The organism is Streptomyces sp. NPDC087901 (assembly GCF_044742205.1).
GTDB lineage: Bacteria > Actinomycetota > Actinomycetes > Streptomycetales > Streptomycetaceae > Streptomyces.
In genome coordinates this window covers 668070-694794 of the sequence record NZ_JBIUUC010000003.1, presented here as the reverse complement: position 1 = coordinate 694794, position 26725 = coordinate 668070, and the positions used below count along the sequence as shown (strand labels likewise).

The following is a 26725-nucleotide window of genomic DNA, read 5'->3' as shown; positions in this document are numbered from 1 at the left end:
GCTCGCGTTCCTGCCGCTCGCCCGGGCGGCGGCGTCAGCAATCGGCGGGCGGCTGCGCAGGGGCGACGACCCCGGCCTCGTGGGCGACGACCGCGGCGGCGGCCCGGTTGTCCACGCCCAATCGGGCCAGGATGGAGCTCACATGGGCCTTGACCGTCCCCTCGACCAGGTGGAGCCGGCGCGCGATCTGCCCGTTGGACAGCCCGCCGCCGAGGAAGGCCAGCACGTCGCGTTCCCGGGCGGTGAGCGCGCGGACCCGTTCCCGGGCGGCGGTACGGCGGCCGGCCAGGGCACCCGCGCCCGTCGCCGAGAGATGGGCGACGACCCGGGCCGCGACCTTCGGTGACAGATAGGCGGCGCCGTCGGCCACCGCGCGGACTCCCGCGATCAGCTCCTCGGGCTCACCCGACTTGATCAGGAACCCGGCGGCGCCGCCTCCGAGCGCCTGGAGGATGTAGTCGTCCTCGCCGAAGGTCGTCAGCATCACGACGCCCGTCGCCGGGACGGTCCGCCGGATCTCGGCGGCCGCCTCGATGCCGTCGGTCCCCGCCATCCGGATGTCGAGCACGGCCACGTGGGGGTGGTGACGGTGTACCTGTTCCACGGCCTCGTGGCCGTCCGACGCCTCGGCGACGATCTCGATACCGGGATCGGTGGAGAGCACAGCACGCACCCCGGCGCGGATCATCGGCTCGTCGTCGGCGATGAGGACGCGGATCATCTGTCTTCCTTCGTGGTGCGGGAGGGGGCGTGCGGCGTTCACGGGGCGAGTGCCTCCTTGGACAGCAGTCTGCCGTCCCGGAAGCAGAGCCGGTACGCGTCCCCGGACCGGTCGTCGAAGCGGTCGGCGGTCATCGCGTAGTACACACACGTGACGCCCGGCCCCTTCGGTTCCCCGGCCACCGGTCGCTGCCTGGTCTCGCGTTCGGGCAGCAGGTGGGTGACCGAGGCCCGTTCCTGGCCCACCCGGAGCCTTGCGTAGTCGCCCGGGTCCAGGACGGACTGCCGGGCCGAGTGGATGTCCCACCCCATGAGCGCGGCGCTCAGTACCGCCCACGCCGCCAGTGGCAGCACGACGGCGAGGGCCAGGGCCCGGCGGACGCGGCCGCGGGCGCGCCGGTGCTCCGGGGGCAGGTCCTGCCGGACGGTTTCGGGCACGGAGGCGGGGAGGTGTACGGGCGGGGTGTGCGGGAGGCGCGCGATGACTGCGAAGCCGTCGGCGTACGGGCCGTGGGTGAAGGTGCCACCCGCCAGTCGTACGCGTTCGTCCAGCCCGATCAGCCCCAGCCCGGTGCCGGGGGCGTCCGGTGGGCCCGTGGGTTCGGGCGCCGGGCCGTTCTCGACCCGTACCGTCGTCACCCCGCCTCCGTGGACCAGCCGCACGTCCACCCGGGCCCGCGGCGCGTGCTTGGCCGCGTTCGTCAGGGCCTCCTGGACGACGCGGTGGGCGGCCCGTGCGGTCGGCGGTGGCATGGCCGCGGCGTCGCCCTCGGTATGGAGAGCGACCGGGAGACCGGCGGCGGCGGCCTCCGCGACGAGCCGGGAAATCCCGGTGCCGGGCGGTCCGGGCGGTCCGTCGTCCGCCTCCCCGGACAGGAGGCCGATCACCTCGCCGAGCCGCTCCACCGAGGCGGCTGCCCGCGCCCGGATCTCCCCGGCCGCTGCCCGGTGGCCCTCGTCCAGGCCGGGAGCGAGCTTGAGGGCGCCTGCCGACAGGGCGATGAGGCTCAGCTCGTGTCCGAGGACATCGTGCATGTCCTGCGCGATGCGGGCCCGCTCACGGGACCGGGCCTGCTCCGCGACGAGCCGCTGCTCGCGCTCCAGCCGCCCCGCCCGCTCCCAGCCGGCCCGCACGAGCTCTTGGTACTGACGCCAGAACCGTCCCGCGAACCACGGCAGCATCGCGGCCACCACGACCACCGCGACGAACCGCCCCGCCATCAGCAGCCAGGAAGGCACCAGGGCAACCGCCACCACTCCACCGGCCACCACCGTGACGAGCACCAGAAGGGTCGGCCCGGTCCTGCCCGGCTCGCGCCCGGCGAGGAACGCCGTCACCGCGGCAGGCAGCGCCCACCACAGGCTGACCGTGCTCAGTGCGACGCAGGCCCCGGCGGCCACGGTCAGCAGGGTCCCCGGGGCGGCGGCACGCCGGGCCGCGTCGCTGATCGTCGCTCTCTCCACCCGGCCGACCGTACGCAACCGGAGGTTGCGGCGGCACTGCCGAAAGTCAGGGGTACCCGACGCCGCACATGGCGGACGGCCGCGGCTTCCCGTACGGCGGCTACAGCGGGTGGCGCAACGGATACCCTGAGTTGTGACAGGTGGGGGAGCGCGAGGAGACGCGAGATGACCAGTGCGCCCGACTGCGGGCAGGGCATCGACTCCGAACGCGCCCTGAAATGCGCCGAACAGCGCATCCGCGGAGATCGTGTCCAGATCATTGAGGGGATCATCGAGCCCGCGTCACCGACCTGGGGCCACGAACGCGCCGCCCGGGTACTCCGCCGCCAGATCGAGGACCGTGTCGACGCACTCGGATGCGTCGAGGGCTCGGGGAACCTGGACCTGCCCGGCTCGTCGAACTGGTACGTGCCCGACATCGCCGTCGTACCCGAGGCGCTCGCCAAGGGCGGCGGGGCTCTGCTCCCCGACCGGACGCTTCTCGTCGTGGAGGTCACGTCCGAGTCGAACGCGGAGACCGACCGGGTCGTGAAGCGCCGCCGGTACGCCGAGTACCGTGCCCCCCTCTACCTCCTCGTCGACCGGATCGAAGGCAGCGTCACCCTGTTCTCGGAGCCCGGCGATCCCGGGTACACCCACGCGGACGGCCCGCACCCGTTCGGTTCGGTGCTGCGGCTGCCGGACCCGTTCGGCCTGGACCTGGACACGAGCGGGCTGTCCCCGGCGTGACGCGGGCGCCCCTCACACCCCCCGGTACTTCGGCACCCGCCGCTCCACGAAGCTCGCCACGCCCTCGTTGGCGTCCTGCGTCGTCATGTTGATCTCCTGAGCCATCGCCTCGGCGGCGAACGCGGTGGCCCGGTCCGCGTCCAGCGACGCGTTGACCAGCTGCTTCGTGAGGGCGATCGCGCGGGTCGGCCCGTCGGCCAGCCGCTGGGCCCAGGCCCGTGCCGTCGCCGTCAACTCCTCGTCCGGCACGGTCCGGTTGACCAGGCCCAGGCGTTCCGCGTCCGCTGCGGGGAGCGCGTCGCCGAAGAACATCAGCTCCTTGGCGCGCTGCGGGCCGATCAGGCGCGGCAGCAGGTACGCCCCGCCGCCGTCCGGTACGAGGCCGCGGCGCACGAACACCTCGATGAACTTCGCCGACTCGGCGGCCAGCACCAGGTCGCACGCGAACGCGAGATGGGCGCCGATGCCCGCCGCCGTGCCGTTGACCGCCGCGAGGACGGGCTTCTCGCAGTCCAGGACCGCGGCGATCAGCCGCTGCGCGCCGAGCCGGATCGTACGGGCCACGTCGCCCGGCACCCGGTCGCCGGTGGCGGGGGAACCGGTAGCGGGGGCGCCGCGCAGGTCGGCGCCCGCGCAGAAGCCGCGGCCGGTGGCGGTGAGGACCACGGCCCGGATGCCGGGGTCGGCGGAGGCCTCGGCGAGCAGGGCGATGATGCGTTCGCGCTGGTCCCAGGTGACGGCGTTCATGGCCTCGGGACGGTTGAGCGTGATCCAGGAGACGCCGTTGTCAGTGGCGTGGAGTATCAATGATTCAGGCGATCCGGACAGGTCGGTGTGGTCAGTGGTGTCTTCGGGGGAGGACGGCATGAGGCAGCTCCTGAGCAGGTGGAAAGAGGACGGGAACCCGGCCCGTTCGGCGATTGAGGACGGAAGCCTGCCCTCCGGTCCGGGGCGGCCGGCCGAGGGGCCCGCGCCCCGGACCGGAGGGGGCCGGCGGCCCCGCCCCGGACCGGAGGGGGCCGGCGGCCCCCTCCGCGGGCGTGGTGGCGGGGCCGGTCAGCGGCAGACCGCCAGCGCGTCCAGGGCGACCGCGCCCTGTCCGCGGCCCAGCACCATCAGCGGGTTGATGTCGAGTTCGCTGAGGTCGTCGCCGAGTTCCAGGGCCATCCGCTGCACCCGCAGGACGACTTCGACGAGCGCGTCCACATCCACCGGCGGGCCGCCCCGCACGCCTTCCAGCAGCGCCCGGCCGCGCAGTTCACCGAGCATCGCCCGCGCCTGGTCCTCGCCGAACGGCGGCACCCGCACCGCCGCGTCGTGCAGCACCTCGACGAGTACGCCACCGAGCCCGACCGTCACCGTCGGTCCGAACAGGGCGTCCTGTGTGACGCCGACCATCATCTCGACGCCGCGCTCGACCATCTGGCAGACCAGGATGCCGTCCAGTTCGATGTCCTCGTAGCGCGCGATGTCGGTGAGCTCGCGATAGGCGTCCCGCACCTGGCTGGCGGAGGTGAGGCCGACCTTGACCAGGCCCAGTTCCGTCTTGTGGGCCAGCCGCGCGCCGGACGCCTTCATGACGACGGGGTAGCCGACGAGCCCCGCCGCCCGGACGGCCGCCGCGGCACTGGTCACCAACTGCTCGCGGGGCACCCGGATTCCGTACGCCCGCAGCAGCTGCTTCGCCGCGTGCTCGCTCAGCTGGTGGCCCGGACGCATCAGTGCCTGCGCCTTGCGGAAGGAGGGGGACGGGGTGCGAGGGGCCTCGTCGAACGGGGAGCGGTAGGACGCGGCGAAGCGGTGGTGGTCCAGATAGGCCTTCACCGCGGTGATGCAGTTGCCGAACGTACGGAAGGTGGCGACGCGGGACGAGCCGAGCAGCGTCGTGCGGTACGCGTCCTCGGTGCCGACCGGCGACCCCCACACCACGCACACCAGCTTGTCCGTGGCCTCCGCCGCGTCCACCAGGTCCTGCGCGAGCTTGTCGCTCATCGGCGGGAAGGGGCCGGTGATCGGACAGATCAGCACCCCCACCTCCGGGTCGGCGAGGATCGCGTCGATGATCTTCCGGCCGCGCCAGTCGCCGACCGGATGGCCGCCGTTGTCGACCGGGTTCGCCACGTTCAGGTAGCCGGGTATCCAGGTGTGCAGTTCGGCCTGCTTGTCCTCGGACAGCACCGGGAGGGAGAGCCCCGCCCCGGTCGCCAGGTCCGAGAAGTGCGCGCCCGTGCCGCCCGAGATCGAATACACCACGACGCCGTCGGCCAGCGGCTTGCGGGCGCGGGCCAGGAGGGCCGCGGTGTCCTGGAGTTCGTCGAGGCCGTCCACCCGGATCACGCCGAACTGCCGCATCGCCGCGTCGACGACCTGGTCGGCGCCGGTCAGCTTGCCGGTGTGTGACGCGGCCATCCTGGCCCCCGTCTCCGTACGGCCCACCTTGACCGCGACCACCGGGACACCGGCCCGTGCGGCCCGGTCCGCGGCGAGCAGGAAGGAGCGCCCGTCCTTGAGCCCCTCGACGTAGCAGGCGATGGCCCCGACCTCGGGGCGCTGCGAGAAGTACGCGATGAAGTCGGCGGTCTCCAGGTCAGCCTCGTTTCCCGTGGGAGCCCAGTGCGAGAGCCGCACGCCCAGCTCCTGGAGCGTGTAGACGGGGCGCCCCTGGTGGCCGGACTGGGTGATCAGCGCGATCGCCGGCCCGTCCAGGTCGTCGCGGAACTCCTCGAAGGCGTTGAGGTTGGTGTTCGGGCCGAGCAGCCGGAGTCCGGAGCGTTCCACGGCGGCGGCCAGGCGGGCCTGCGCGGCGGCGCCCTCCGCACCGGTCTCCGCGAAGCCGGAGGCGAAGGCGACGGCGAACTTCACCTTGGCCTGCGCGAGTTCCTCGATGACGGGGAGCGGGTCGCCGACCAGCAGCACCGCCAGGTCCACCTGTTCCGGCAGATCGGCGACGGAGGGGGCGCAGGCCCGGCCGAAGACGGTCTCGCGCGTGGGGTGCACGGGATACAGCCGGGCTCCGACCCGCTCGGACCAGGCGATCAGCTGTCGGGTGATCCCGGTGTTCGGCCGCCCCTCGGTGTCGGACGCACCGATGACGGCGACGGACTCCGGCCGGAAGAACCGGTCCAGATCCGGCACGGGCGCGTGCAGCGGGCGGCCGCTGACGTCGAGGTCGCCCTCCGCGGCGGCGGCCGCCATGCTGTGGACGGCGGCATGCGGTTCCTCGCCGCAGGCCACCACCCTGGCGCGGAAGTCGGTGGTGAGGGTGCCGTGAGTCGATCCAAGCATCGTTCCGCCCACTCCTGCTCGAAAGTCCGTCGGCACTTGTGGTGCCCGGCCCGCGCCCAGGGAAGTCCGGAAAGCCGGGGGAGGTGGCGGTGCGGGGCTGGGCCCGCACCGTGCCCCACCCACCCTCGGTCGCCGAACCCTCTTAGCTGACGCACTGTCAGGTTACTGAACTGACGGCCCGTCAGGAATGGTTGTGCAGGCAAAGGTTGAGAGCGGTGGCCCGGGAGGTCACCCGGATCACCGCTCTCATGTGCCGACACCCCTCGGGGTATCGGCACTCATGTGCCGACGCCCCGGGGGATCGGGGCGGCACCGCTTGGTGCATCAGAGGGCCGCGACGACCTCCCTGGCGACGCGCCCGCCCGAGCGGACCGCGCAGTCCACGTATCCGTTCCAGTGCGTCGACGTCTCCGTGCCCGACCAGGGGATCGCCCCCAGGGGTGCGCAGCGCGCGGTGCCGTAGCGGGTCGGGACGCCGGGAGGGGCGTAGGTGACCGGGCCGCCGCGGGAGCAGGTCTCGTTGTCCCGGCGCTGGAGCACGACCTCGCCGCCGCCCTCGCTGACGCCGCCGTTCGGCAGGGCCGGGTTGAGCACCCGGCCGCCGGCGCGGTCGCGCGCCCCGCGACCGGGGGTGCGGGTCAGGCGGTGCGCGCCAGCCGTTTGGCGATCTTCTGCGCGTCCAGGGCCATTTCGCGGAGCATGCCGCTGATCGGGTTGGTGAACCCGGTGAAGTAGAGGCCGGGAGCCTGCTTCGGCGTGCGGCCGCCGTGCGTCACCGGCCGGCCCCTGGCGTCCAGCACCCCGAGATGACCGACCAGCGGTTCCAGGGCCCGCAGATAGCCGGTCGCGGCGATGACCGCGTCCGGGGTGATCCGGGTCCCGTCCGCCAGCACCACCGCGTCCTCGTCGAACGACTCGACGGCCGCCACCGGCACCACCCGGCCGCCCTTCACCGCGTCGATCAGCCCCACGTCCTGGACCGGGATGGCCCCGTCCCTGACCCGGGAGTACAGGCCCGTGTCCGGGCGGGGCAGCCCTTGTCCGGCGAGGTCCGGCACCGCGACGCGGGCCATCAGGCGGCCGGCCCGGTCGACGAGCGCGACGGGCAGCCGGCGCACCAGGATGCCGGTCGCCTGCGCGGGCCAGCCCGCCGTGGAGCGGCGCACGATGTGCGGAACGGTGCGTACCGCGAGCCGTACGCGTGACGCCCCGCCCTCCACCAGGTCGACGGCGATCTCCGCCCCCGTGTTGCCGACGCCCACGACGAGGACGTCCTTGCCCGCGTACGGGGCAGGGTTGCGGTAGTCGGAGGCGTGCAGCAGCTCGCCGGTGAAGGTGTCGCGCCCGGACCAGTCGGGGATCCGCGGGGTGTGGTTGTAGCCGGTGGCCACGACCACGGCCCGGCCGGTCAGCTCACGCCCGCCGGTCGCGGTCAGCCGCCACCCGGAGCCGTCGGCCGCCCGGTCGATGCGGGAGACCTCGACGCCCGTCACCACTTCGAGTCCGTGGTGCTCGACGTACTTCTCCAGGTAGCGCACCACGTCGTCCCGGGAGACCCAGCGCCCGAACCTGCGGGGCATGGCCAGTCCGGGGAGGGCGGACCAGCGCCGGGTCGTGTGCAGGTGCAGCCGGTCGTAGTGGCCGCGCCAGGACGCGCCGACATCCCCGGACTTCTCCAGGACGACGGCCCGCACCCCCTGCTCGCGCAGGGCCGCCGCGGCGGCCAGGCCGCCCGGGCCGCCGCCGATGACGTAGACGGGGCGGTCCTCGGTGATGTCGGTGGGGGCCGGGGTGGTGCTGCTATCAGGGGCAGGTGTGCTGTCGGACATGCTTCGGAGCGTAATCGCGCGACTCCTTGATGGGTCTCGGTCAAGACCGGAATCGATTGCGAATTGATCACGGGTGCGCGCCTCTTGCGCAGTTCTCCGACATCGGGTGAACTGACGTACCGTCAGATTACGTGAACGGGAGGGCCCCATGCGGACGATCTGGCTCGACGGAGCACAGTGGCTCGCCGTGCTCCGAATAGGTCTCGGCCTGTGGTGGCTGGAGAGCTGGCGCCACAAGGACAAGAAGGGCTGGTTCGAACGCGGCACCGGCATCGCGTGGGCGGCGGACGTCGCCGGCAAGCACCGCTGGCCGGTGGTCCGGACCGGCTTCGAGAAGATCGTCGCACCGCGCCCGAAGCCCATGGCGTACGTCGTCGTGTACGCGGAACTCGCCCTGGGCCTCGGCCTGGTGACCGGCTTCCTGACCCCGGTCGCCCTCGTCGCGGGACTCCTGCTGAACCTGCTCTACCTGGTGCTGATGATCCACGACTGGGCCGAGCAGGGGCAGAACGCGATGATGGCGCTCGTCTCCCTGGTCGCTCTCTTCGCCATGTCCTGGCAGGCCTGGTCCCTCGACAACGCGATCGGACTCTTCCTGTGACGACGCCGACCCCGGACCCTGCCCCGGCCGCCGCATCCCCCGCCCCGGCCCCCCGCTACGACCTCCCGGAACCCGACGCCTTCACGCGCCCCTACTGGGACGCCGCCGCCGAGGGGCACCTGCTGCTGCGCGGCTGCCGGGACTGCGGCCGGGCGCACCACTACCCGCGCGAGTTCTGCCCGCACTGCTGGAGCGAGGACGTCGAGTGGGAGCGGGCGAGCGGCCGGGCCACGCTCTACACCTGGTCCGTCGTCCACCGCAACGACCTGCCCCCGTTCGGCGGCCGGGTCCCGTACGTCGCCGCGGTCGTCGACCTGGCGGAGGGGCCGCGGATGATGACGCAGGTCGTGGAGTGCGAGGAGTCCGAGCTCGCCATCGGAATGGAGCTGCGGGTCACGTTCCGGCAGGAGGAGGGGTGCGAGGCGGTCCCGGTCTTCAGGCCGTCACCAGGGGCGCAGATCCCGGAGCGGTGAACGGGCTCAGCGCGACAACTCCTTGCGCTGCTTGCGGCGTTCGCGGAGGTTCGGGTAGCGGATGACCACACCGCCCGCGCCGCACGAACCCGTGACCCGGAGCACCGGTGTGCCCGGCAGCCGTTCGCCCGAGGTCTTGTCCTTCAGGCCGCCGAAGGCGAGATCCAGCGCGTCCGTGTCCGCCTTCCAGCCCACCGGGACCACGAGCACCACCCCGGCCATCTGCGCGTCCACCTCCACCTCGATCTCGCGCAGCCGGCACTCGGCCTGCGTGAAGTCGAGGCGTACGCCGCCCAGGCCCCCGTACACGAGAATCCGCGGCGGCACCTTCCAACGGCCCGTCCGGGTCGCACCGTGCATGCCGCCCTTCAGGGTCAGCGGCTCGCCCGATTCGAGGACGGCCGGTCCCAGGTCGTCGGTGAGCGGCGCGAGTTCGGCGTGGGTCTTGGCCGTGAGCGCCAGCCCCAGGCGCTCGTCCAGCTCTTCGAGATCGATGCGCCCCTCGGCCGCCGCCTCCCGCAGCTGTTCCACCACCGCTTCGCGGTCGGCGTCGGAGGCGCGCATACGGCCGGCGGATCGCGAGGGTTCTGCAGTCATGCAGCAGATGATACGGACGCCGGGACGCGGGACCAGGGCTCGCGGCAGGGTTCCCGGCCGTGCTCCGCCGGTCAGTCCCCGCGCCGGGTGCGCTCCATCCATGGGCCGAACTCGCTGTCCAGGACCAGCCGTCCGAGTTTGCGGTACTCGGCGAGGACCGCCGAGACGAGCTGTTCCGTGTCCAGGGGGTGGCCCGACTCCGCCGCCTGGTAGGCGGCGGTGACCGCGCAGGCGCGGATGGATCCGCCCGTCAGCTCGAACCGCTCCGCACAGGTCCGCAGGTCGAGACCGGGGGCGCGGGGGATCTCCGTGCCCAGGCAGCGTTCCCACAGGGCGAGCCGCTGCTGTGCGTCCGGCACGGGGAAGTCGGCGACCACGTCGAGACGGCGGGTGAACGCCTCGTCGAGGTTGGCCCGCAGATTGGTGGTGAGCACGGCGATGCCGTCGAAGGACTCGATCCGCTGGAGGAGATAGGCCGACTCCACGTTGGCGTGCCGGTCCTGCGCGTCCTTGACCTGTGAGCGCTTCCCGAAGACGGCGTCCGCCTCGTCGAACAGCAGCACCGCGTTGACGTCGGACGCCTCGACGAAGATCCTTTCCAGGTTCTTCTCGGTCTCACCGACGTACTTGTCCACCACGGAGGACAGGTCCACGACGTAGAGCTCCATGCCCAGGTCGGCCGCGACCACCTCCGCCGACATGGTCTTCCCGGTGCCGGACTCCCCGGCGAACAGTGCGACGATGCCCCGGCCCCGGCCACCGCCCGGCCGCATCCGCCACCGGCCGAGCACCTGCTCACGGTGGCGTGCGCGCAGGGCCAGATCGGACAGCTGGCGGCGGGTCGACGGGGGCAGCACGAGGTCGTCCCAGCCGACCGTCGGCTCGATGCGGCGGGCGAGCCGTGCCAGTCCCGCCCCGTTCTGGGCCCGGACGGCGGTGCGCAGGTCCTGTGCCTCCACCGGACGGCCCTCCAGGTCGGCCAGCCGGGAGGCTACGGCGGCGGCCCGGCGTATCTGGCCGGAGTCGAGGCGGTAGGCGCGGGTGGCGTCGGCGAGGTGCGCGTCGGCCTTCGCCGTACCGGCGGCGAGGCCCGACGCGGCGCCGGCCCCGGTGAGCGCGCGGCGCCACCGTCGTGCCGCGTCCGCCGGGTCCGGAGGCAGGACAGGGACCGTCACCGGGCTCTCGCCTGCCCACAACGGGTCCCAGTTCTTCTTCCCGTACATGATCATGGGGGAGCCGCCGCCGACCGCGTCGCAGAGCCCTCCGATCAGTCCGGCGCCCTTGGGCTGCTCGGGGGTGAGCGTCTCGAGCGGGCCGACGACGATACCGCCACCGGTCAGCCGGGCCTCGGTCGCCAGCATCCGCGCGGTCCGCAGCGGTTCCGGGGCGGCGGCCAGGGCGGCGACGTCCACCACCAGCGGGCGGAGTCCGGCCGCGAGGAGTGCGTCGGCCGCGAGCCGGCCGGGGTCGCCGCCGCGGTCCAGCAGATGCACCAGGCCGCTGCCGGTCCCCAGCGCCGCCACGACCCGCAGCGTCGTCGGACACCGGTCCGGCGCCTCCTCGGGCGCCTCCTCCGGTCCCGCCGCCCGGACGAGGCCGTGCAGCCTTCCGTCCACCCCGTCGTCGCCGAGCAGATGAGCGGTGACCCGGTCCGGCACGCGCAACACCCTTGAGAGCAGCGGACGGTCGCCGTCCAGCACCTCCACCAGACCGGCCGCGACCAGGGGGGCGGACGGGGAGAAGCGGAAGCGGCCGGAGCCCGCTGCGGGCAGTCCGCAGAGTTCGAGGGCCAGGCCGATGGTCGCTCGGCGCCGGGTGAGGTCGTCGTTGAGATAGCCGTAAAGCCACTCGAACCGGGCGTCGATGTCCGGGGCCATCACGACGAGCAGCAGATCGACGTCCGGCGCGACCAGACCGAAGTTCTCCGCGAGGGCGGCGATCCTTCCTTCCGCCGGGGAGTGCGGCGGGGCGTCGGGGCCATGGGTGTCGGGGCCATGGGCCGGGACGGGGACGAACGCGTCGCGTGAGTCCAGGATCCGTTCGGCCGCGGCGGGGGTCAGGTACTGCCCCCGGTACGGGTCGTTCGGTTCCGGGTCGGTGTCCTGGCGCAGCGCGACCGCGTGCCGTACCCGCCGCTCGATGTGCCCCAGCCGTTCCCAGAGGTCCTCCACAGCCGTCGGCGGGGTACCGGCCGTCGGCTGAGCGCCGCCCGGCTCGCGGACGCCGGCCGGGGTCTCGTACGCCGTGGTCACCTTGCCGGACCTCCACGCCTGCGCCGGCCCGGCGGAAGCTGCCGTTCACGCTCGGCGGCGAAGCCCTGCCCGTCGGCGCCGGACTCCCCGTCGTAGCGCAGCCGTCGCCCCGGCTCCGCCGCCTCGCCGTCCCGTCCGGGCGCCGTCCGTACCAGCAGGCCCTCGGTGACCGGTGGCCCGACGGCCGTCACCTCGCCGGCCAGCGGCGCCCACACCCGCAGGTCGATCGCGGCCTTCAGCTCGCCGCCGAGCGCTGACCACACATCCACGGTGGACGGCCGGTCGCCGGAGCCCGCGGACGCCGCCTCCATCTCCACCGTCAGACCGAGCGTGGCGAGGCTTCCGGTCAGCATCCGGGCGGGCAGGGCGTCCGTGTGGATCACGCAGCGCAACACCTCGGAGAGCAGGCGGTGTTCGTCCTGCGGCCGGTTGGTCCAAGCGGTCAGGAGATAGGTCAGTTCGAACCAGCGCGGAGGCGTCCGCCGTCCCGTGACGACGCCTTCGCCGTCGTACTCCTCGGCGGTGCCGGTACGGCGGCGGGTGGCGTCCTCGCGGATCCCGTAGAGAAAGATGCTGACCGTGGGAGCGTTGCGCCGCGCGGACCAGTCGCTCGTCGGGGCGTCGAAGACCAGGTCCACCCCGCTCTCCTGGAGGCCGGCGTCGACCAGCAGCAGCCGTAGTGCCTCGTCGACTTCGTGGATCACCTGCGTCCCACCTCGTCCGGCGGGACGATGGTGCCGACCACCACCAGGAAATCAGTGGTGACCGGGCTGAACCCGGGCCCCGAGGCCGTGATCGTGCGCGGCCCCGTCCGGTCCTTCACCAGGATCAGCAGCTGGGCGATGAAGGTGCCGTCGCCGCCCGGCCGGGCCGGCGGCGCGGTCGCCGTGATCCCCGGCTTCCAGGTGAGCTTCACCGGTGCACCGGGCGGGAAGTCCTTGCCGCGCACCGAGGTGACGAACCCGGGCTTGCCGACCGCGGGCACCGAGACGATGCGCGGCTGGAGGATGCGCAGCGGGATCCGGGAGACGTTGTCACCGCGGTCCGCGTCGGTGCCGCTCGTGGTCAGCGTCCCGGTGACCCGCGTCCGCAGGGCGTGGTCGGGGGCGAGCACCACGCGCAGGACGGAGGAGGCACCCGGCGCCAGGTCGGACAGTGCGCACACCCCGGCCTTGCAGCCCGGCGGGAGGGTGGCCACCGGGATCCCGGCGGGCAGCCCGAGCCGGAGCCGCAGGCCGGTGGCGAGGGCGTTCTTCCCGTTGCGCACGGTGTACGTCACCACGACCCGTCCGCCCACGTATCCGGGGCTGGGCTGGGCCCGCACGACGACTCCCGGTCCCGCCTCGGGCTCGGGGGGCAGGGGGGCTGGGGGTGCGGGAGAGGGGGCCGGCGGGGCCGGGGTGGGCGCCGACGGGGACGGGCTGGGCTGCGGGGGGACGTCACTGACCTGGACGGACGTCCCCGTGGCGTTGTCCGTGGGGTTCGGGTCGACGACGGCTCCGGTGACCGACCAGCCGATCTGCCAGGGCCCCGTCGTGATGCCTGTCAGCCGTGCGGTGACCTTCACCTCGGCGCCCGGCGCGAGCACGCCCAGGTTGCAGCTCGGCGAACCGGCGCCGCAGGAACCGGAGTCGGTGGTGAGCTCCTCCAGGCGTACGCCCGGCGGCACATCGGCGACGAACGTGGTGCCGGGGGAGGGGGCCGGACCGCGGTTGGTGACGGTGACCGTCACGGTGTCCGAGGAACCGGCCTCCACCGACGGGCCGACGGGCGGCGCGGTCAGCGCCAGATCGACCTGCTGCTGGACGGCGGGCTCCTTCTGGCGGCCCGGCAGTTTCGCCGTCAGCGGCGTCAGTGTTCCCGTGGCGAGGTCGAGTTCGGACAGCTGCTCGGGGGAGTTGGGCGCGATGTCCCGGCGGGAGCTCAGCACCAGCCGCTTCGCGTCCGCCGACCAGGCCACGTCACGCGGCTGGTAGGGCCCGGTCACCGAGACATCGGGGATCGGGGCGCCGCACGCGGTGGGATCGTCGCGCCGGTAGGACGGCAGCACGACCCGGCAGTCCTCGCCGTCCGGCGAGGTGACGACGACGCTCGCCCGGTGGTTGATCTGATCGGCGCGGTCCTTGCGGTTGAAGGCGATGGCCGTGCCGTCGGGGGAGAAGGCGGGGCTGTCGTCGATCACCTTGCACTCGCCGGGGCAGCCGGTGAGGCTGAGGTCCTCCTGCTGGTGGAGCGCGTTCACCGGGGCGGTCCAGACGTGCTTGATCCCGCCGAGGCCCCGGATCACCTGGTTGCGGGTGAAGGCGAGCGTGGTGCCGTCCGACGACCAGGTGGGCTGGGCGTCGGCGCCCGCCACCTGCCCCGCGGGCGGGACGACCTCGCCGAGGATCTTCCCCGTGGCGACGTCGGCGACGAGCACCTTGCTCGGTCCGGCCGCGTCGCCCACACCGCCCGGTGAGGTCCGGGTGAAGGCGAGCTTCGTGCCGTCCGGGGAGAAGGAGGGGTCGGTGTCCCAGTCCTTCGGGCCCTGTCCCTCCAGCGTCATCTCGACCGGGGCCGTGCCGTCGGCGTCGGCCATCCAGATCCGCTGGACCCGCTGGCCGTCCACGGTCGCGAAACGGGTCACGGCGATGTGCAGTCCGTCGGGCGTGTACGTCTGGCGCTCGGTCCAGGGGTCGTAGCCGGCCGCCGGGTGGAACAGCGGATCGTCGGCGGGGTCCTCGCTGGTGTTGGTGAGGGCCGCCGGGTCCTCACGCAGTACGTCGATTCTCAGGTCGCGCGGGTCCGAACCGTCCTGCCGCATGTCCTGGAGCGTGACGAGGCTCCCGTCCGCGGTGGTTTTGCGGGTGACGATCAGTTCCCAGGTGTTCACATCCCCGAGCACGGCCGGTGAGTCCACCGCACGGTCCTCGTCGAGCTTCTTCACCGGTACGGGGTCGGTGAGGGTGTCGGCCCGGTACACGTGCTCGTAGGTGGAGCATCCGCAGTCCGTGTTGGGGCTGAGGAAGACCAGACCGTTTCCGCTCGGGAGCCAGGCGGCCGAGCGGGTGCCCCAGCCGGCGAAGTCACCGGTCAGCAGAGGACGGCCGGTTCCCGGGCCGTCGGCGATCCGCAGCCGGTCCCCGGTGTCGGTGCTCGACTGGGGCTCGGTCCGCAGCGTGTAGAGGATGAGGGAGCCGTGGGCGTCGTCGTTGACCGGATTCCACTCCGGTTCGCTCGCGTCGCCCTCCGCGGGGTCGCTGATGCAGGTCACCGTCCCGCCGGACAGGTCCCGTGCGTAGATCTGGGTGCCCTGCTCCGGGCCTCCGTCACTCGCGTACGCGATCCGGATGCCGTCGGGGGAGAGAGTCGGGTGGGTCTCGTCGGCGGGTGTGTTCGTCAGCTTCCGCAGTCCGAGGCCGTCGACACCGACCGACCAGAGGTCGCGCTGGGCGGACTGCCCGGCTCCCGCTTCGGGCGAGTCGAACACCACGGTCCGGCCGTCGGGGGAGAGTTCGGGGTGCGCGGCGTCAAGTCCTTCGGTGAGCCTGCGTACGTTTCCGTCCGCACCGCGCATGTACACCTGGGGCTTCGCCTCGTCGCGCAGGCTCGTGAAGACCAGGGTCGCGCCGCGCCCGTAGGAGTCCTGGTCGTAGTGCGCGGGACCCGAGGGGAACAGGTCCTTGCTGGTCGTCACGGAGGTACGTTCCCCGAGGCTGCGGTGCCCGGTGCCGGCGAAGGCGATCCGCCCGGTGTCCAGCGGCGCCGCGTCCGAGGCGGCGACGGCTTGTGTCGCACCCTGTGGGGCGGCGATGGAACCCGCCACCAGCAGCGGGGTCAGCAACACCACGACACCGCTCAGTCGGTGAAACCGGTTACGGCGTGCCGGGCCAGCAGGACCGCCCACGGTCCACCTCACAGTCTGGTCGATGGTTCTCCACCTCAAGCATCGGGCCCGCGGGGGAACGTGGACAGGGCCCGGAGTACCCGGAACGGGGGAAGACCTGGTGCCCTTTGCGGCTGCCCGCCGCGGGCCGGCGCCTCGCGTGCGCATCGAGTGACCCTCACGGCACCCGTCCGCGACACCGTCCGCCGCACCGCTTCCGGGGCCATGGCCGGCCCTACGCCGTCCCGGATGCGCTCCCCTCCCCGCCCTCGCCCCTGTCTGTTTCTCCGTCTCCGCTTCCGCTCCGGTTTCCGCGGGCGTTGTCGCGGCGGGTGCGGGCCGCACCGGAGGCTGCCAGCAGCCGTACGTAGAAGGGGTTCTTCTCGCTGATCCCCCACATGTGCAGGTAGACCAGCATCTGGTTGAGCACCGTGTCGTACTCGACCAGCGTGCCGGACGCGGCTCCGGCAGCCTCGCCCCAGCTCATCAGGCGCTTCTTCTGTTCCTCGGTGATGCGGCCCGCCCCCGCGAGGCCGATCGCGTAGCTCTCCAGCTTGCCCGGCTGTGCCCCGTAGCTCAGTTTCTCGTCGAGCAGTTGGTATTGGGGCGCGGTGAAGCCGGCGTTCTCGTGCAGTGCCGACTGCAGGCCTTCGAGTGTCTTCCTGCGTTCCTCGGCCAGGGCCGCGACCTGCTTCACGGTCGCTCCGGATTCCACCAGTTCCATCGCCGGACTGCTGCCGAAGGCCTGATGGGCCGCCACATGCGTCAGCTCGTGCGCGATGTGGCCGAGGAGGAAGGGGGTGCCGCCCGGAGCCTGGGTGCCCACATTGAACGAGTACGACTGGTCCTGGCCCTCCGCGGCCGCATCGAGCTTCATCCCCGGTCTGCCGGTCCATGGGTACTGCAGCACCTTCACCAGAGGCACCACGGCCATCAGCTCCCCGATGACGGCGCGCGTCTCCTCGGGCAGGGTGTCGTCCGAGCGGAGCCCGCCGAGTTGTTCGACGTAGCCGCTCATCATCGTGTGGAACCGGTCGGCGGGTATCGACTGGGCGGTCATGTGGGCCTGGTCCGTCTGCTCCATGGTGTGGAGGTTCTGGGCCAGCAGGAGGTCGATCTCTTCCAGCAGGCCGCGGTAGACCGATTCGAGGTCCAGCTCCGTTCGCGCCTGTGCCGCCTGCCGGGCGAGCTCCTCGGTGCCCGCCACGCGCGAACCGTCGGCCGGTTTACGGGAGGTGTAGGTGCGGCACGCGTCGATGACGGCCCTGAGCGCGAACGACCGGGCCCGCGGATCGTCCTCCGGAATCCGCTGGAAGGCCGCCAGCGCCGCGTCCACCTCGGTGATCCTGGAGCGGCCGCGTGGCATCCGGGTCGAGGTGCTCTCTCTGAACGCCTCCGGGGTCATCATCCGGGACACCGTGATCAACCGTGTCGTCACCGCGTTGCCCAGGGTGCTCTGAAGCCCGTCCAGCGTGCGAGGGCGGCTGCTCCGCGCAGGGGAGGAGGACGCCGAGTCCCGGGACGGACCGGCACTCTCATGGGTACGCATACCGCCACGCTAGGCCGGGTGCGACGGGCCCCCCAGGGGTCCCGGGGCACCGCGGGGGCAACACCGGTTGCCCCCGCGGGCGCGGGGAAGTGACTGGCCCGGATGCGAGGGGCGGCTCAGATGAGGCCGTGGCGCATGGCGTAGCCCACCGCGTGGGCCCGGTTGCGCAGATCCAGCCGCGTCGCCACCTCGTGCAGCACGTTCTTGACGGTCCGTTCGGAGTACGACGTCTTCTGCGCGATCTCCGCGGTGCCGTACCCCTCCGACACCAGCCGGATCATCTCCGCCTCGCGCGCCGTGAGAGTGGAGAGCGAGAGCCCCCTGGGGTCGAGCACCGTGCGGTGAAGGCTGCTGACGTGGTCGAGGAGCTTCCCGAGGAGGTCGCCCGGCAGCACCCCTTCGCCCTTCGCGATCGCCGTGACCAGATGGACGAGACGGTCCTGGTCGGCCTCGCCGCGCCTCAGTACGGCGGCGACGCCGTACTCGATCAGGGTCTGGAGCGCCCCCGGCTCGAAGAAGCCGACGACGAGACCGGTGCGGGTGGAGGTGTTGCGCTGGAGACGGTGCAGGAGCTGGACGGTGGCCTCGTTCACCATGTCCACCACTACTAACGAGACCTGCGCACGGTCGGCCTCCTCCTCCGGTATCAGCTCTATCTCCGGTCGCAGGCGCAGCTGGTGCACCATGCCGGTCTGCAGGATCAGGTCCTCCGCGTACACGGCGACGGAGACCCTGCCTGCCGGGGACCTCGGCGGCGCGGCCTTCATGGGTTGCTCGGGGACGGAGGGCATGCGGGTGTGGCCACTCACTGCCTCCGTCTTCGTCAGATCTGTTGTGGTCAGGGTCATGTGTTCGTCTTCCTCAGCTGCTTCCGCCGGTTCCCCGATAGGTGTGTGCGCTGTTTCCCGATACGTCGGGCTTCGTGCTCGCTCGTTCCGGGGACCGGACAGGGAGACCTGGCCCGGGGGCGGGGTGCGAGGAGGCGGCGCGGGTGTGCCGCCAGGGCACCTGCCCTGCCCGCACGTTGCCCTCCCGCCTCTGCTGCCGGGACCGGGGCGCGGCCTAACGTCGCATCGTGACCACATCTGCCGAATTCGACATACCCACGGTGACGGTGTCGCCAGGCGCCGAAGCGACGACCACGCTGACCGTGCGCAACGACGGCGACATCGTCGAGGCGTACACCCTCGAAGTGGTCGGCGACTGTGCGGCATGGACCACGGTGGAGCCGGCGCGGGTCTCCCTCTACCCGGGCACCTCCGAGACCGTGACGGTGCGGCTCGCGCCGCCCCGGTCCCACGAGGTCAAGGCGGGCGAAGTCCCCCTGGGCGTACGTGTCCTGCCGGCCGAGCACCCCGAGTCGGTGGCCGTGCCCGAGATGACGGTGGTCGTCGAGCCGTTCCGTGAACTGCGGGCGAGGCTGGAGCCGGGCCGGCGCAGGGGCTGGCTGGGAGCCCGCTTCCGGACCTCGGTCCAGAACCGTGGGAACGCTCCCGTCGACGTCGTGTTCGCCGGCAAGCAGGAGGGGGAGGAACTCCGCCTCGCCTTCACGCCGGAACGCCGGAGTCTGGCACCGGGCGAGTCCGCCGAGGTGGGCCTGCGGGTGCGGGCCCGGAAGCTGATCTGGTTCGGTGCCCCGGCCACCTGGCCGTTCGAGGTCAGGGCCCTGGACAGCGAAGGCGCCGACACGGAGGGCGAGCAGCCCGGCCGGGCGGAGCCCCTGCCCGGTGAGTTCGCGCAACTTCCGCTGCTGCCCAAGTGGTTGCTGATCGTCCTGGCGGCGCTGATCGCGCTGCTGGTGGCGTGGTTCGCACTGGTGCGGCCGGAGATCCGCAGCACCGCGAAGGAAGCGGGGGCCAAGGCGGCTCAGGAGGAGAACCGGGAGCGTCCCCAGGGCGGTGCGGCGACCGGTGGTGGCACCGGCGGCGGCAGCGGCGGGGAGAGCCAGGAGCCGGGCACCGGAACCGGCAAGGGCGGGACCGCCGGTGCCGGCACGGGCGGCTCCGGATCGACGGGCGGTGTAGGCGAGTTGAACGCCCAGCAGAGCTCCGAGACCATCGACGTGCAGACGGGCGCCGGAGCCAAGAAGGACGGGACGTATCAGGTTCCGGAAGGAAAGGTATTCGGCGTCACCGACATCGTGGTGGCGAACTTCCAGGGAGACGAAGGGGTGCTGACCATCTCCTTCGGGGAACGGAAGATCACCACCATTGCTCTGGAGACGTTCCGCAACCAGGACTATCACTGGGTCACCCCCATTCGGATTCAGGAAAATGCCAAGGTCACTGCTTCCGTGACCTGCTCCAAACCAGGCACTCCGGCGACCGGAACGCAGGCCACCAAGTGCCACCAAGTACTCAATGTCAGTGGCGTGCTGAGCGATATCGCACCGTAGGAACGATAGCGCCGGATTCCTGCCCGTCCGTTCCGGGAACGTGAACAAACAGGGTCCCTGCCAGCGGAAACCTCCATCTGACCGTTCATCGGGGTGTGGTTCTTCACACACCGGTCCCGGAAGGGAACCGAATCGGCGGAGCAGTTCCGACTGGTGAATACCGGTCCTTCGCGGGTGATTCCCGGTATTTCGCGGGCGGATGGATCCGCTCGAACCGCAAAGGTCCCTGCTCACCGGAGCGGATCAGGGGCGGGACGGGGTCGGATCGGGGTCGGACCGGAGTCTCGAAGGCCTCTGTAACGACCGTGGCGATCCGGCCGGTTCGGCCGCCCTGGCCAGTAGTTTCTGGCTGAAACTAACCCTTGCCGTGTTGATCGGGCGGGCTGCGGGGATTCCCCCGGCCCGCCTTTCCGGCCGCCGGGCCGCATCTGTCGTGCCGTCACCTCGGCACCCGCGGTGGGGAGGGCCCTCTCCCGGCCGCGGCCGAGACGGCCCTCCCGGCCGTCCGGGGTGCCTGGGAAGGCAGCTGCCCTGCCCCGTGGCCAGGACTCTGAGGCCTACTGCTTGCAGACATCCCGGGCAAGACTGGACAGGCGAACGACTGACCACCCGAAGGAGCGAGCATGCCGTCGTACCTCACCCCAGGTGTATACGTGGAGGAGGTGCAGTCCGGAGCACGGCCCATCGAGGGAGTCGGCACCGCGGTCGCAGCCTTCGTCGGGTTCGCGGAGACCGGACCCTTCCACCGGCCGACGCTGGTGACGAGCTGGGACCAGTACGTATCGGCCTTCGGCACCTTCACCCCCGACACCTACCTGACGCTCGCCGTCCACGGTTACTTCAGCAACGGTGGCGGCGCGGCCTACATCGTGCGCATCGGCGGTCCGGCCGAGGACGCCCAGCAGGGCTCCGCGCCCGCGGCGGCCCCGTCCGTCGCCATCGGCGGCTTCCTGGTCTCCGCCCGGCCGGGCGCCGGTGACGGCCTCTCCATCGAAGTCGCCGACCCCGAGGGCGAGAACCCTCCGGAGGACCGGTTCAGGCTGCTGGTGCGGCAGGGCGGCAAGGTGGCGGAGACCTACGACACCTCCGTACGCAAGAACGTCAAGGGCTACCTGGTCACCCAGGCCCGGCAGTCCAAGCTCATCGAGGTCACCGAGCAGCCCGGTGCGGCCCAGACCCGCCCCGAGAAGCAGAGCCTCTCCCTCGCGCCCGCCGCCCCGGACGCCGGCACCACCGCCCGGAGCGGACCGACCGAGTACGTGGGCGACGCGTCGGCCCGTACGGGCATCGCGGCCCTCGAGGCGATCGACGAGATCACCATGGTGGCCGTCCCGGACCTGATGAGCGCCCACCGGCGCGGCGACATCGACGACGAGGGCGTCAGGGCCGTGCAGTTGGCCGTCATCGCGCACTGCGAGCAGATGGGCGACCGGGTCGCAGTCCTGGACACCCCGCCGGGGATGAACGCCCAGCGCGTCCGCACCTGGCGCAACGACGACGCCGGATACGACTCGCGCTACGCCACCGTGTACTACCCGTGGCTCAAGGTCCTCGACCCGGCGACCGGTCAGCAGACCCTGATTCCGCCGAGCGGCCACGTCGCCGGCGTCTGGGCGCGCAGCGACGCCGAGCGCGGGGTGCACAAGGCGCCCGCCAACGAGGTGATCCGCGGCGCACTGGACCTGGAACTCCGCCTGAGCAAGGGCGAGCAGGACCTGCTCAACCCGATCGGCGTCAACTGCGTCCGCGCCTTCCCCGGCCGCGGCATCCGCATCTGGGGCGCACGGACGCTCGCGTCCGACCCCGCCTGGCGCTACCTCAACGTACGCCGCCTCTTCAACTACCTGGAGGAGTCCATCCTCCTGGGCACCCAGTGGGTGGTCTTCGAGCCGAACGACGACCGCCTCTGGTCGAGCATCCGGCGCAACGTCACCGCCTTCCTCACCGAGGAATGGCGCAGGGGCGCGCTCTTCGGGCGGACGGCGGAAGAGGCCTTCTACGTCAAGTGCGACCGTGACAACAACCCGCAGGAGTCCATCGACCTCGGTCAGGTGGTGTGCGAGATCGGCGTCTCCCCGGTGAAGCCCGCGGAGTTCGTGATCTTCCGCCTCTCGCAGTTCTCCGACAGCACCAGCCTCGTCGACGAGTGACCCGTCCTCGACGAGTGAACGTCCTCGTCGAGTGAACGTCCTCGTCGAGGACTGACCCCAGCAGGCTACGAACAGAACAGGTGACACACAGTCATGGCAGAGGGCGATGCTCTTTCCACCCACGTCTTCGGCGTGCAGCTCGGCGGCTATCTCGTGGAGTCGATCCAGGAGATCAGCGGTCTGACCGTCGAGGAAGAAGTCGTCGAGGTCCGCCAGGTGACCGCCGAGGGCAAGCAGATCATCCGCAAGCAGCCCGGTGCGCGACAGGCCGGCGAGGTGACGATCACCCGCGGGCTCGACAAGAGCAGCGAGTTCACCAAGTGGATCAAGGAGACGCTGAACAACGGCGCCGTCGACACCGCACGCCAGAACCTCACCATCGAGATCAAGGACTCGAAGGGTGAGACCGTCCGCCGCATCCAGCTGATGCAGGGATGGGCCAGCAAGTGGGAGGGCCCCTCGCTGAAGGCCGGCGAGTCCAGCGCGGCGACGGAGACGGTCACCATCACCTTTGAGGAGATCGTGGTCGAATGAGGCGCAGGACCGTTTCCGGCGGCGGCCTCGACGAGGTCCTCGACACCCTCGCCGCCGCCGCGCCCGCCCCGCGGGAGGAGGCCCCGACGCCTCCTCCGGCCCGGGAGCGGGACCGTCAGGACCTGCGCACGGAGTTCGAGTTCGAGCTCCCGCGCGGCTACGTCGACGACGAGGGCCAGGTACACCGGAGCGGGTCGATGCGGCTCGCCACGGCACGGGACGAGCTGCGTCCGCAGATCGATCTGCGGGTCAAGGAGAACCCGGCGTACCTGAGCGTGGTGCTGCTCAGCCAGGTGATCACCCGGCTCGGCTCCATCACGGATGTGCACGCCGGGGTGGTCGAGCGGATGTACGCCACGGACGTGGCGTTCCTCCAGGACTTCTACCGCCGCATCAACAGCGAGGGTCACACCCACGCCGCGGTGACGTGCCCGCTGTGCCACGGGTCGTTCGAGGTGGACCTCTCGGGTGAACGCCTGGGGGAATCGTGACGTACGCGCCTGCCCGGCTGCGGGAGGAGCTCGCGTACATCGCCTACCACTTCCACTGGCAGCGTGAGGACATTCTCGACCTCACCCATGGTGAGCGGCAGGAGTGGGTGAAGGAGATAGCGCGGATCAACACCCGCGTCAACGAGAGCGGGTGAGGGCGTGGAGTTCAGGGACTGGCTCGGCAGAGGGAGCCGGCGGCAGGCCGCCGGCACGCCCGGCCCGCGGCCCGCGGAGGACGGCACCGGCGACGGTACGGAGCCCGCGGCCGCGCCGGAGGCCGTCCGGCCCGCGCGCCGGGACGCGGACTGGGACGGCGGCTGGCGGCGGGTCGCCCCGCCCGTCGTGACCGTCGCCCGGTCCTCGATCGGGGTGAGCGACGGACTCCGCTTCAGGTCCCGCCTCGCCTCGTGGCAGAACGTCGCGTACGGAGGCGAGCTCGGCCACGCCGTCCTGCCCTCCGCACCGGTGGGCCTCATCCACGGTGTGGCGCGGCCGGGTGTCGCCCGCCCCGCGGACTCCGGAGCGCCGCCCCTTCTCCTGCGCGCCGCATCCGGCGGACAGGAGGAGCCGGTCCAGGCCCCGCCGTCCACCGCCCCGGGGCGTACGCCCGTCGGGCCACGAACCCCCGCCGTCGTCCAGCGGTCGGGCGGTACCCAGGCCCGGAGGGCTGCCGGAAGTGAACCGTCGGGCCGGCAGCCCGGCTTCGACGAGGCGGCCGCCAAGGTAGCGGCCGCCCCCGTGGCCCGCGCGTCCGCGGACACCACACCCGCCGCCGCGCCGCCGCAGACCCGGCCCGCCCCGGTCCGCCCCCGGCGCACCGCGCCGTCCCTGATCGTCGCCCGCCGGCCGGTGACGGCCCTGCGGAACCTCGCCGCCGTCGTGCCGGCCGGAACCTCCGCACCGGCCACCCGGGCCGAGCCGACGGCCGGGCCTGGCCGTGCGGACACCGGGCGTGCGCAGCCCGGGGCGAGCCTGCCCGGGGCCCGGCCGGAGGGTTCCCCGGCCCGGCCCGCCGCACCTCCCGTACGTCCCGCCCTGGGCAAGCCGCTGCGTCAACTGCCGCCAGGCGCTGCCCCCTTCGGCTCGCTCGGCGGGAGCGGTGGCGCATCCCCCGGTTCAGCCGCGCCGCAGGATCCGGCCCTGCCCGTGGTCCAGCGGCAGACGCCGGAGGCGGCCGCTTCCCCCGCTCCGGCGACCTCCTTCCCGGGACCGGGGAGGCCGCAGGTGCAGCGGCAGCAGGAACAGGGCACGGCGGGGCGTCAGCAGAGCCGGCCGCAGACGGAGCGGCGTCCTTCGGCCCCTGGTAGCGCCCCGGCATCCGGGCCCGCCGCCACGCGGGCCGGCACACCTGGTCCTTCGCCGGTCGTGCAGCCCGCACCCGCGACCTCCACCCGCCGCACGGGTGCGTCCGCACCGGACGACGGCTCCGCCCCCGCGCCCCGCGGCCCGGGGTCGCAGGCCCGCACCAGGGGAGGGCTCGGCGCACCGCTCCCCTCCCTTCCGCCGACCGCCGGCACCGCGCACGACGCCCCGCTGCTCGGGGACCCCCGTCGCGCGCGGCCCGGAACCTCGGGCCCGCTGCCGGGCGGCCCGCAGGCGGGGGAGCCGCCGACGTCCGCGCCCTCCGCGCAGGCGCCCACCGGAATGCCCCTGCGCGCTCCGGCCCACCCCGGCGCCGGGTCCGGATCGGCCTCCGGGCAGCCGGCGGCCGTCCAACGCGCCGCGGAAACCGCCCACACGTCCGCGACCACCATCAGACCGTCATCTCCCACGGCCCCGGCTGCGGGTCAGGCTCCGGCCCCGGCCACGCCGCCCTCTCCGGTACGCATCCGGCGGATCGCCCCGCGAGGGCCTCAGGGACAGGCGCCGGGGTCTGCTGCGGGCGGAGGTTCCGCGCCGGTGGCCGTCCAGCGGTCGCGCGCCCTGCTCACCGCACGGACGCTGACCGTGAGTACCGGCGCGGCGGAGGGCTTCTCGGCGCCGGCTTCGGCCGCCACCACGCGGCCGGTCGTGGCGGCGACCTGGCGGCGCGACGTCCGGCGGCCGGACTCCGATGGTCCGCCCCCGGCCGGTGGCGGCGCGCGGACGGAGGAGCGGCAGGACACCCGGACCGCCCCGGGCCCCCGCGCCGCCGTCCAACAGGGCGCCCGCACCGGCGCACCCACTCAGACCCTCCGGGCCCCGGCCGCCGTCACGCCCGCAGGACCGGAGCGGCGGACCCCCGGCGCCACGGTCCAGCGGTCTGTGACAGGAGGCTCGTCGACAGGACACCCGTCGACAGGACACCCGTCGGCAGGAAGCCCGTACGCCGGCAGCCCGTCGGCCGGCGCCCCGAGTCCGGGTGCCCGGGCGCAGGTCGCCCCGCCCTCCTCAGGATCACGCCGTACCGTGCCGCGAGGAGACGCACCGGGCGGAGGCGGGAAGGCCGGGAGCACCGACAGCCCCGCCACGGCCAGGTCCGTCAGGCCCTCCGTGCGCTCCCTCGTACGCATGGTCCAGCGCTCGACGCGTGGCGCCGCCCCTTCCGTGCCGCCCTCGTCCGGCGACCGTTCGCCCGGACGGGAACCATCCGGGCACCCCACGACCACCCGCCGACCCGAACCGCCGTCCCCCGCACCGCGGTCCGCTCCGCCCGCACCGTCCGTGGCACCGCCCGTCCCTGTGGTTCGCCCGCATCCGCCCGGATCCGCCCGGCCCGGGGGCGCCGCCGTGCCGGTGCAGCGCCTCCAGATGCCGGTGGCACCCGAATCCGGCGTACCCGCCACCGGACCTGCGCCGCCGAGCGACGACCCGGCCGGCGCACCGCAGCAGCTCGCCGTACGCGCCTCACGCCCCGCCCCGCCCAGGCCCGGCGGAGCCCCGGGAAGCCCCGTGCCCCGGAGCCCTGCCCCCGGCAGCCGCGCCCCGGACTCCCGGGCTCAGGCGCTCCAGCGCGCGGTGGACGAGGCGGGTCTCGCCGGAGTACCCGTACGGGTGGTCCAGCCCAAGCCCGCCCGTACCCCCGCCGCAGGCGCGCCGGACACCGCCGGAACGCCGCGATCGAACGAGGCCACCGGCGGCGTGGACATCGAGGAACTCGCCCGCCGGCTGCTCGACCCGGTCAGCAGGCTGATCCGGGCGGACCTGCGCAGAGGACGGGAACGCTCCGGACGGCTGCACGACGGCCGCCGCTGAGGCCGGCACCGGCGGAACCCCGCCCGCCCCGCCACCTCACGGACAGCAGTGAAATCCCGCACCTCACGGACAGCAGAGAAGCCGCTCCACCCCACGGACAGCAGCGAAGTCGCTCCCCTCAACGGACAGCAGAGAAGAAGAGAAGCACATGACGGACAACATCTTCGCGACGAGCGTGTTCTTCAAGCTCGCCATCGGGGGAAGCGACCTCGGGGCCTTCCACACCTGTTCGGGCCTGGGCGCCGAGGTGGAGCTGGAGCAGTACGCCGAGGGTGGCAACAACGGCTTCACCTGGCAGCTGCCGGGGCGGATCACCTGGACCAACATCACGCTGACCCGCCCCGTCACCGCCGACACACTGAAGATCGCGCGATGGCTGAACGAGACGACCCAGCGGGTGGAGCGCAAGGACGGCGAGATCGTCGCGCTCCGTCCGGACCTCAGCCGCATCATCAGCTGGCAGGTCCAGGGCATCGTGCCGGTGCGCTGGCAGGGGCCCTCCTTCGACCCGTCCAGTTCCGAGGCCGCGATCGAGACCCTGGAGATCGCGCACGAGGGCCTGGTGCCGTCCTGATGCGCCGTTCGTTCCGCTGTGCCCGAGCCGATGACGCAGACGA

Annotated in this window: 22 protein-coding genes; 10 read left to right on the top strand and 12 right to left on the bottom strand. The window is 72.7% G+C overall.

From position 1 onward, the window contains the following. Positions 1–34: 34 nt before the first annotated feature. Both ACIOEW_RS12825 and ACIOEW_RS12820 read right to left on the bottom strand, forming a co-directional pair. The gene (locus tag ACIOEW_RS12825) at positions 35–721 is read right to left on the bottom strand and encodes a response regulator (RefSeq protein ID WP_401963616.1); all 687 of its coding nucleotides are present in this window, start codon (positions 719–721) and stop codon (positions 35–37) included. 38 nt (positions 722–759) lie between these two features. Then, the gene (locus tag ACIOEW_RS12820; protein ID WP_401963614.1) at positions 760–2184 is read right to left on the bottom strand and encodes a sensor histidine kinase; all 1425 of its coding nucleotides are present in this window, start codon (positions 2182–2184) and stop codon (positions 760–762) included. 165 nt (positions 2185–2349) lie between these two features. Here ACIOEW_RS12820 and ACIOEW_RS12815 point away from each other — a divergent pair, with 165 nt between their 5' ends. Beyond that, positions 2350–2913 (top strand): Uma2 family endonuclease, encoded by a 564-nt coding sequence (locus tag ACIOEW_RS12815; RefSeq protein ID WP_401963612.1) that lies wholly within the window; start codon positions 2350–2352, stop codon positions 2911–2913. A 12-nt stretch (positions 2914–2925) separates the two neighbouring features. Here the strand turns inward: ACIOEW_RS12815 and ACIOEW_RS12810 are convergent, their stop codons facing one another. The 4 genes from ACIOEW_RS12810 to ACIOEW_RS12795 form a co-directional block, all read right to left on the bottom strand. Continuing rightward, positions 2926–3780, bottom strand: a complete 855-nt coding sequence (locus tag ACIOEW_RS12810; protein ID WP_401963610.1) for an enoyl-CoA hydratase/isomerase family protein — start codon at positions 3778–3780, stop codon at positions 2926–2928. Between the two features lie 189 nt (positions 3781–3969). Then, positions 3970–6198 (bottom strand): acetate--CoA ligase family protein, encoded by a 2229-nt coding sequence (locus ACIOEW_RS12805; protein WP_401963608.1) that lies wholly within the window; start codon positions 6196–6198, stop codon positions 3970–3972. Positions 6199–6522: 324 nt separating this feature from the next. Beyond that, positions 6523–6792, bottom strand: a complete 270-nt coding sequence (locus tag ACIOEW_RS12800; protein ID WP_401963606.1) for an FAD-dependent oxidoreductase — start codon at positions 6790–6792, stop codon at positions 6523–6525. Between the two features lie 44 nt (positions 6793–6836). Then, the gene (locus ACIOEW_RS12795) at positions 6837–8027 is read right to left on the bottom strand and encodes a flavin-containing monooxygenase (RefSeq protein ID WP_401963604.1); all 1191 of its coding nucleotides are present in this window, start codon (positions 8025–8027) and stop codon (positions 6837–6839) included. A 148-nt stretch (positions 8028–8175) separates the two neighbouring features. On the opposite strand from ACIOEW_RS12795, the gene ACIOEW_RS12790 reads away from it, so the two are divergent. Then, positions 8176–8628 carry a DoxX family protein gene (locus ACIOEW_RS12790; RefSeq protein ID WP_401963602.1) on the top strand — a complete coding sequence of 151 codons (453 nt, stop codon included), beginning with the start codon at positions 8176–8178 and terminating at the stop codon, positions 8626–8628. Continuing rightward, the gene (locus ACIOEW_RS12785; protein ID WP_401963600.1) at positions 8625–9101 is read left to right on the top strand and encodes a Zn-ribbon domain-containing OB-fold protein; all 477 of its coding nucleotides are present in this window, start codon (positions 8625–8627) and stop codon (positions 9099–9101) included. The genes ACIOEW_RS12790 and ACIOEW_RS12785 overlap by 4 nt, the downstream gene beginning before the upstream one ends. Positions 9102–9107: 6 nt before the next feature. On the opposite strand, the gene ACIOEW_RS12780 is transcribed toward ACIOEW_RS12785, so the two are convergent. The 6 genes from ACIOEW_RS12780 to ACIOEW_RS12755 form a co-directional block, all read right to left on the bottom strand. Continuing rightward, on the bottom strand, positions 9108–9698 hold the full coding sequence (locus ACIOEW_RS12780) for a DUF1707 domain-containing protein (RefSeq protein ID WP_401963598.1): 591 nt from the start codon (positions 9696–9698) through the stop codon (positions 9108–9110). 71 nt (positions 9699–9769) lie between these two features. Beyond that, positions 9770–11869 (bottom strand): ATP-binding protein, encoded by a 2100-nt coding sequence (locus ACIOEW_RS12775; RefSeq protein ID WP_401963882.1) that lies wholly within the window; start codon positions 11867–11869, stop codon positions 9770–9772. Between the two features lie 77 nt (positions 11870–11946). Then, complete coding sequence (locus tag ACIOEW_RS12770) at positions 11947–12654, bottom strand: DUF4255 domain-containing protein (RefSeq protein ID WP_401963596.1); 708 nt, start codon at positions 12652–12654, stop codon at positions 11947–11949. Next, positions 12651–15776, bottom strand: coding sequence for a hypothetical protein (locus ACIOEW_RS12765; RefSeq protein ID WP_401963880.1), 3126 nt, complete (start codon positions 15774–15776; stop codon positions 12651–12653). The genes ACIOEW_RS12770 and ACIOEW_RS12765 overlap by 4 nt, the downstream gene beginning before the upstream one ends. A 274-nt stretch (positions 15777–16050) precedes the next feature. After that, positions 16051–17364 (bottom strand): hypothetical protein, encoded by a 1314-nt coding sequence (locus tag ACIOEW_RS12760; RefSeq protein ID WP_401963594.1) that lies wholly within the window; start codon positions 17362–17364, stop codon positions 16051–16053. A 116-nt stretch (positions 17365–17480) separates the two neighbouring features. Continuing rightward, entirely contained in the window at positions 17481–18155 is a 675-nt protein-coding gene (locus ACIOEW_RS12755) for a LuxR C-terminal-related transcriptional regulator (RefSeq protein WP_362544299.1), read from the bottom strand. Between the two features lie 308 nt (positions 18156–18463). Here ACIOEW_RS12755 and ACIOEW_RS12750 point away from each other — a divergent pair, with 308 nt between their 5' ends. The 7 genes from ACIOEW_RS12750 (at position 18464) to ACIOEW_RS12720 (ending at position 26682) form a co-directional block, all read left to right on the top strand. After that, positions 18464–19759: a hydrolytic protein gene (locus ACIOEW_RS12750; RefSeq protein ID WP_401963878.1), complete on the top strand. Its 1296-nt coding sequence runs from the start codon at positions 18464–18466 to the stop codon at positions 19757–19759. Positions 19760–20382: 623 nt separating this feature from the next. Further along, positions 20383–21909, top strand: a complete 1527-nt coding sequence (locus ACIOEW_RS12745) for a phage tail sheath family protein (RefSeq protein WP_362544120.1) — start codon at positions 20383–20385, stop codon at positions 21907–21909. A 93-nt stretch (positions 21910–22002) separates the two neighbouring features. Beyond that, positions 22003–22443 (top strand): phage tail protein, encoded by a 441-nt coding sequence (locus ACIOEW_RS12740; protein ID WP_124720830.1) that lies wholly within the window; start codon positions 22003–22005, stop codon positions 22441–22443. Then, the gene (locus tag ACIOEW_RS12735) at positions 22440–22934 is read left to right on the top strand and encodes a hypothetical protein (RefSeq protein WP_362544122.1); all 495 of its coding nucleotides are present in this window, start codon (positions 22440–22442) and stop codon (positions 22932–22934) included. The genes ACIOEW_RS12740 and ACIOEW_RS12735 overlap by 4 nt, the downstream gene beginning before the upstream one ends. Next, positions 22931–23089, top strand: a complete 159-nt coding sequence (locus ACIOEW_RS12730; RefSeq protein ID WP_326737969.1) for a DUF6760 family protein — start codon at positions 22931–22933, stop codon at positions 23087–23089. Before ACIOEW_RS12735 ends, ACIOEW_RS12730 begins: the two co-directional genes overlap by 4 nt. 4 nt (positions 23090–23093) lie before the next feature. Beyond that, the gene (locus ACIOEW_RS12725; protein WP_401963591.1) at positions 23094–26108 is read left to right on the top strand and encodes a hypothetical protein; all 3015 of its coding nucleotides are present in this window, start codon (positions 23094–23096) and stop codon (positions 26106–26108) included. 148 nt (positions 26109–26256) lie between these two features. Further along, positions 26257–26682 (top strand): phage tail protein, encoded by a 426-nt coding sequence (locus tag ACIOEW_RS12720; protein WP_326737971.1) that lies wholly within the window; start codon positions 26257–26259, stop codon positions 26680–26682. Positions 26683–26725 lie beyond the last annotated feature (43 nt).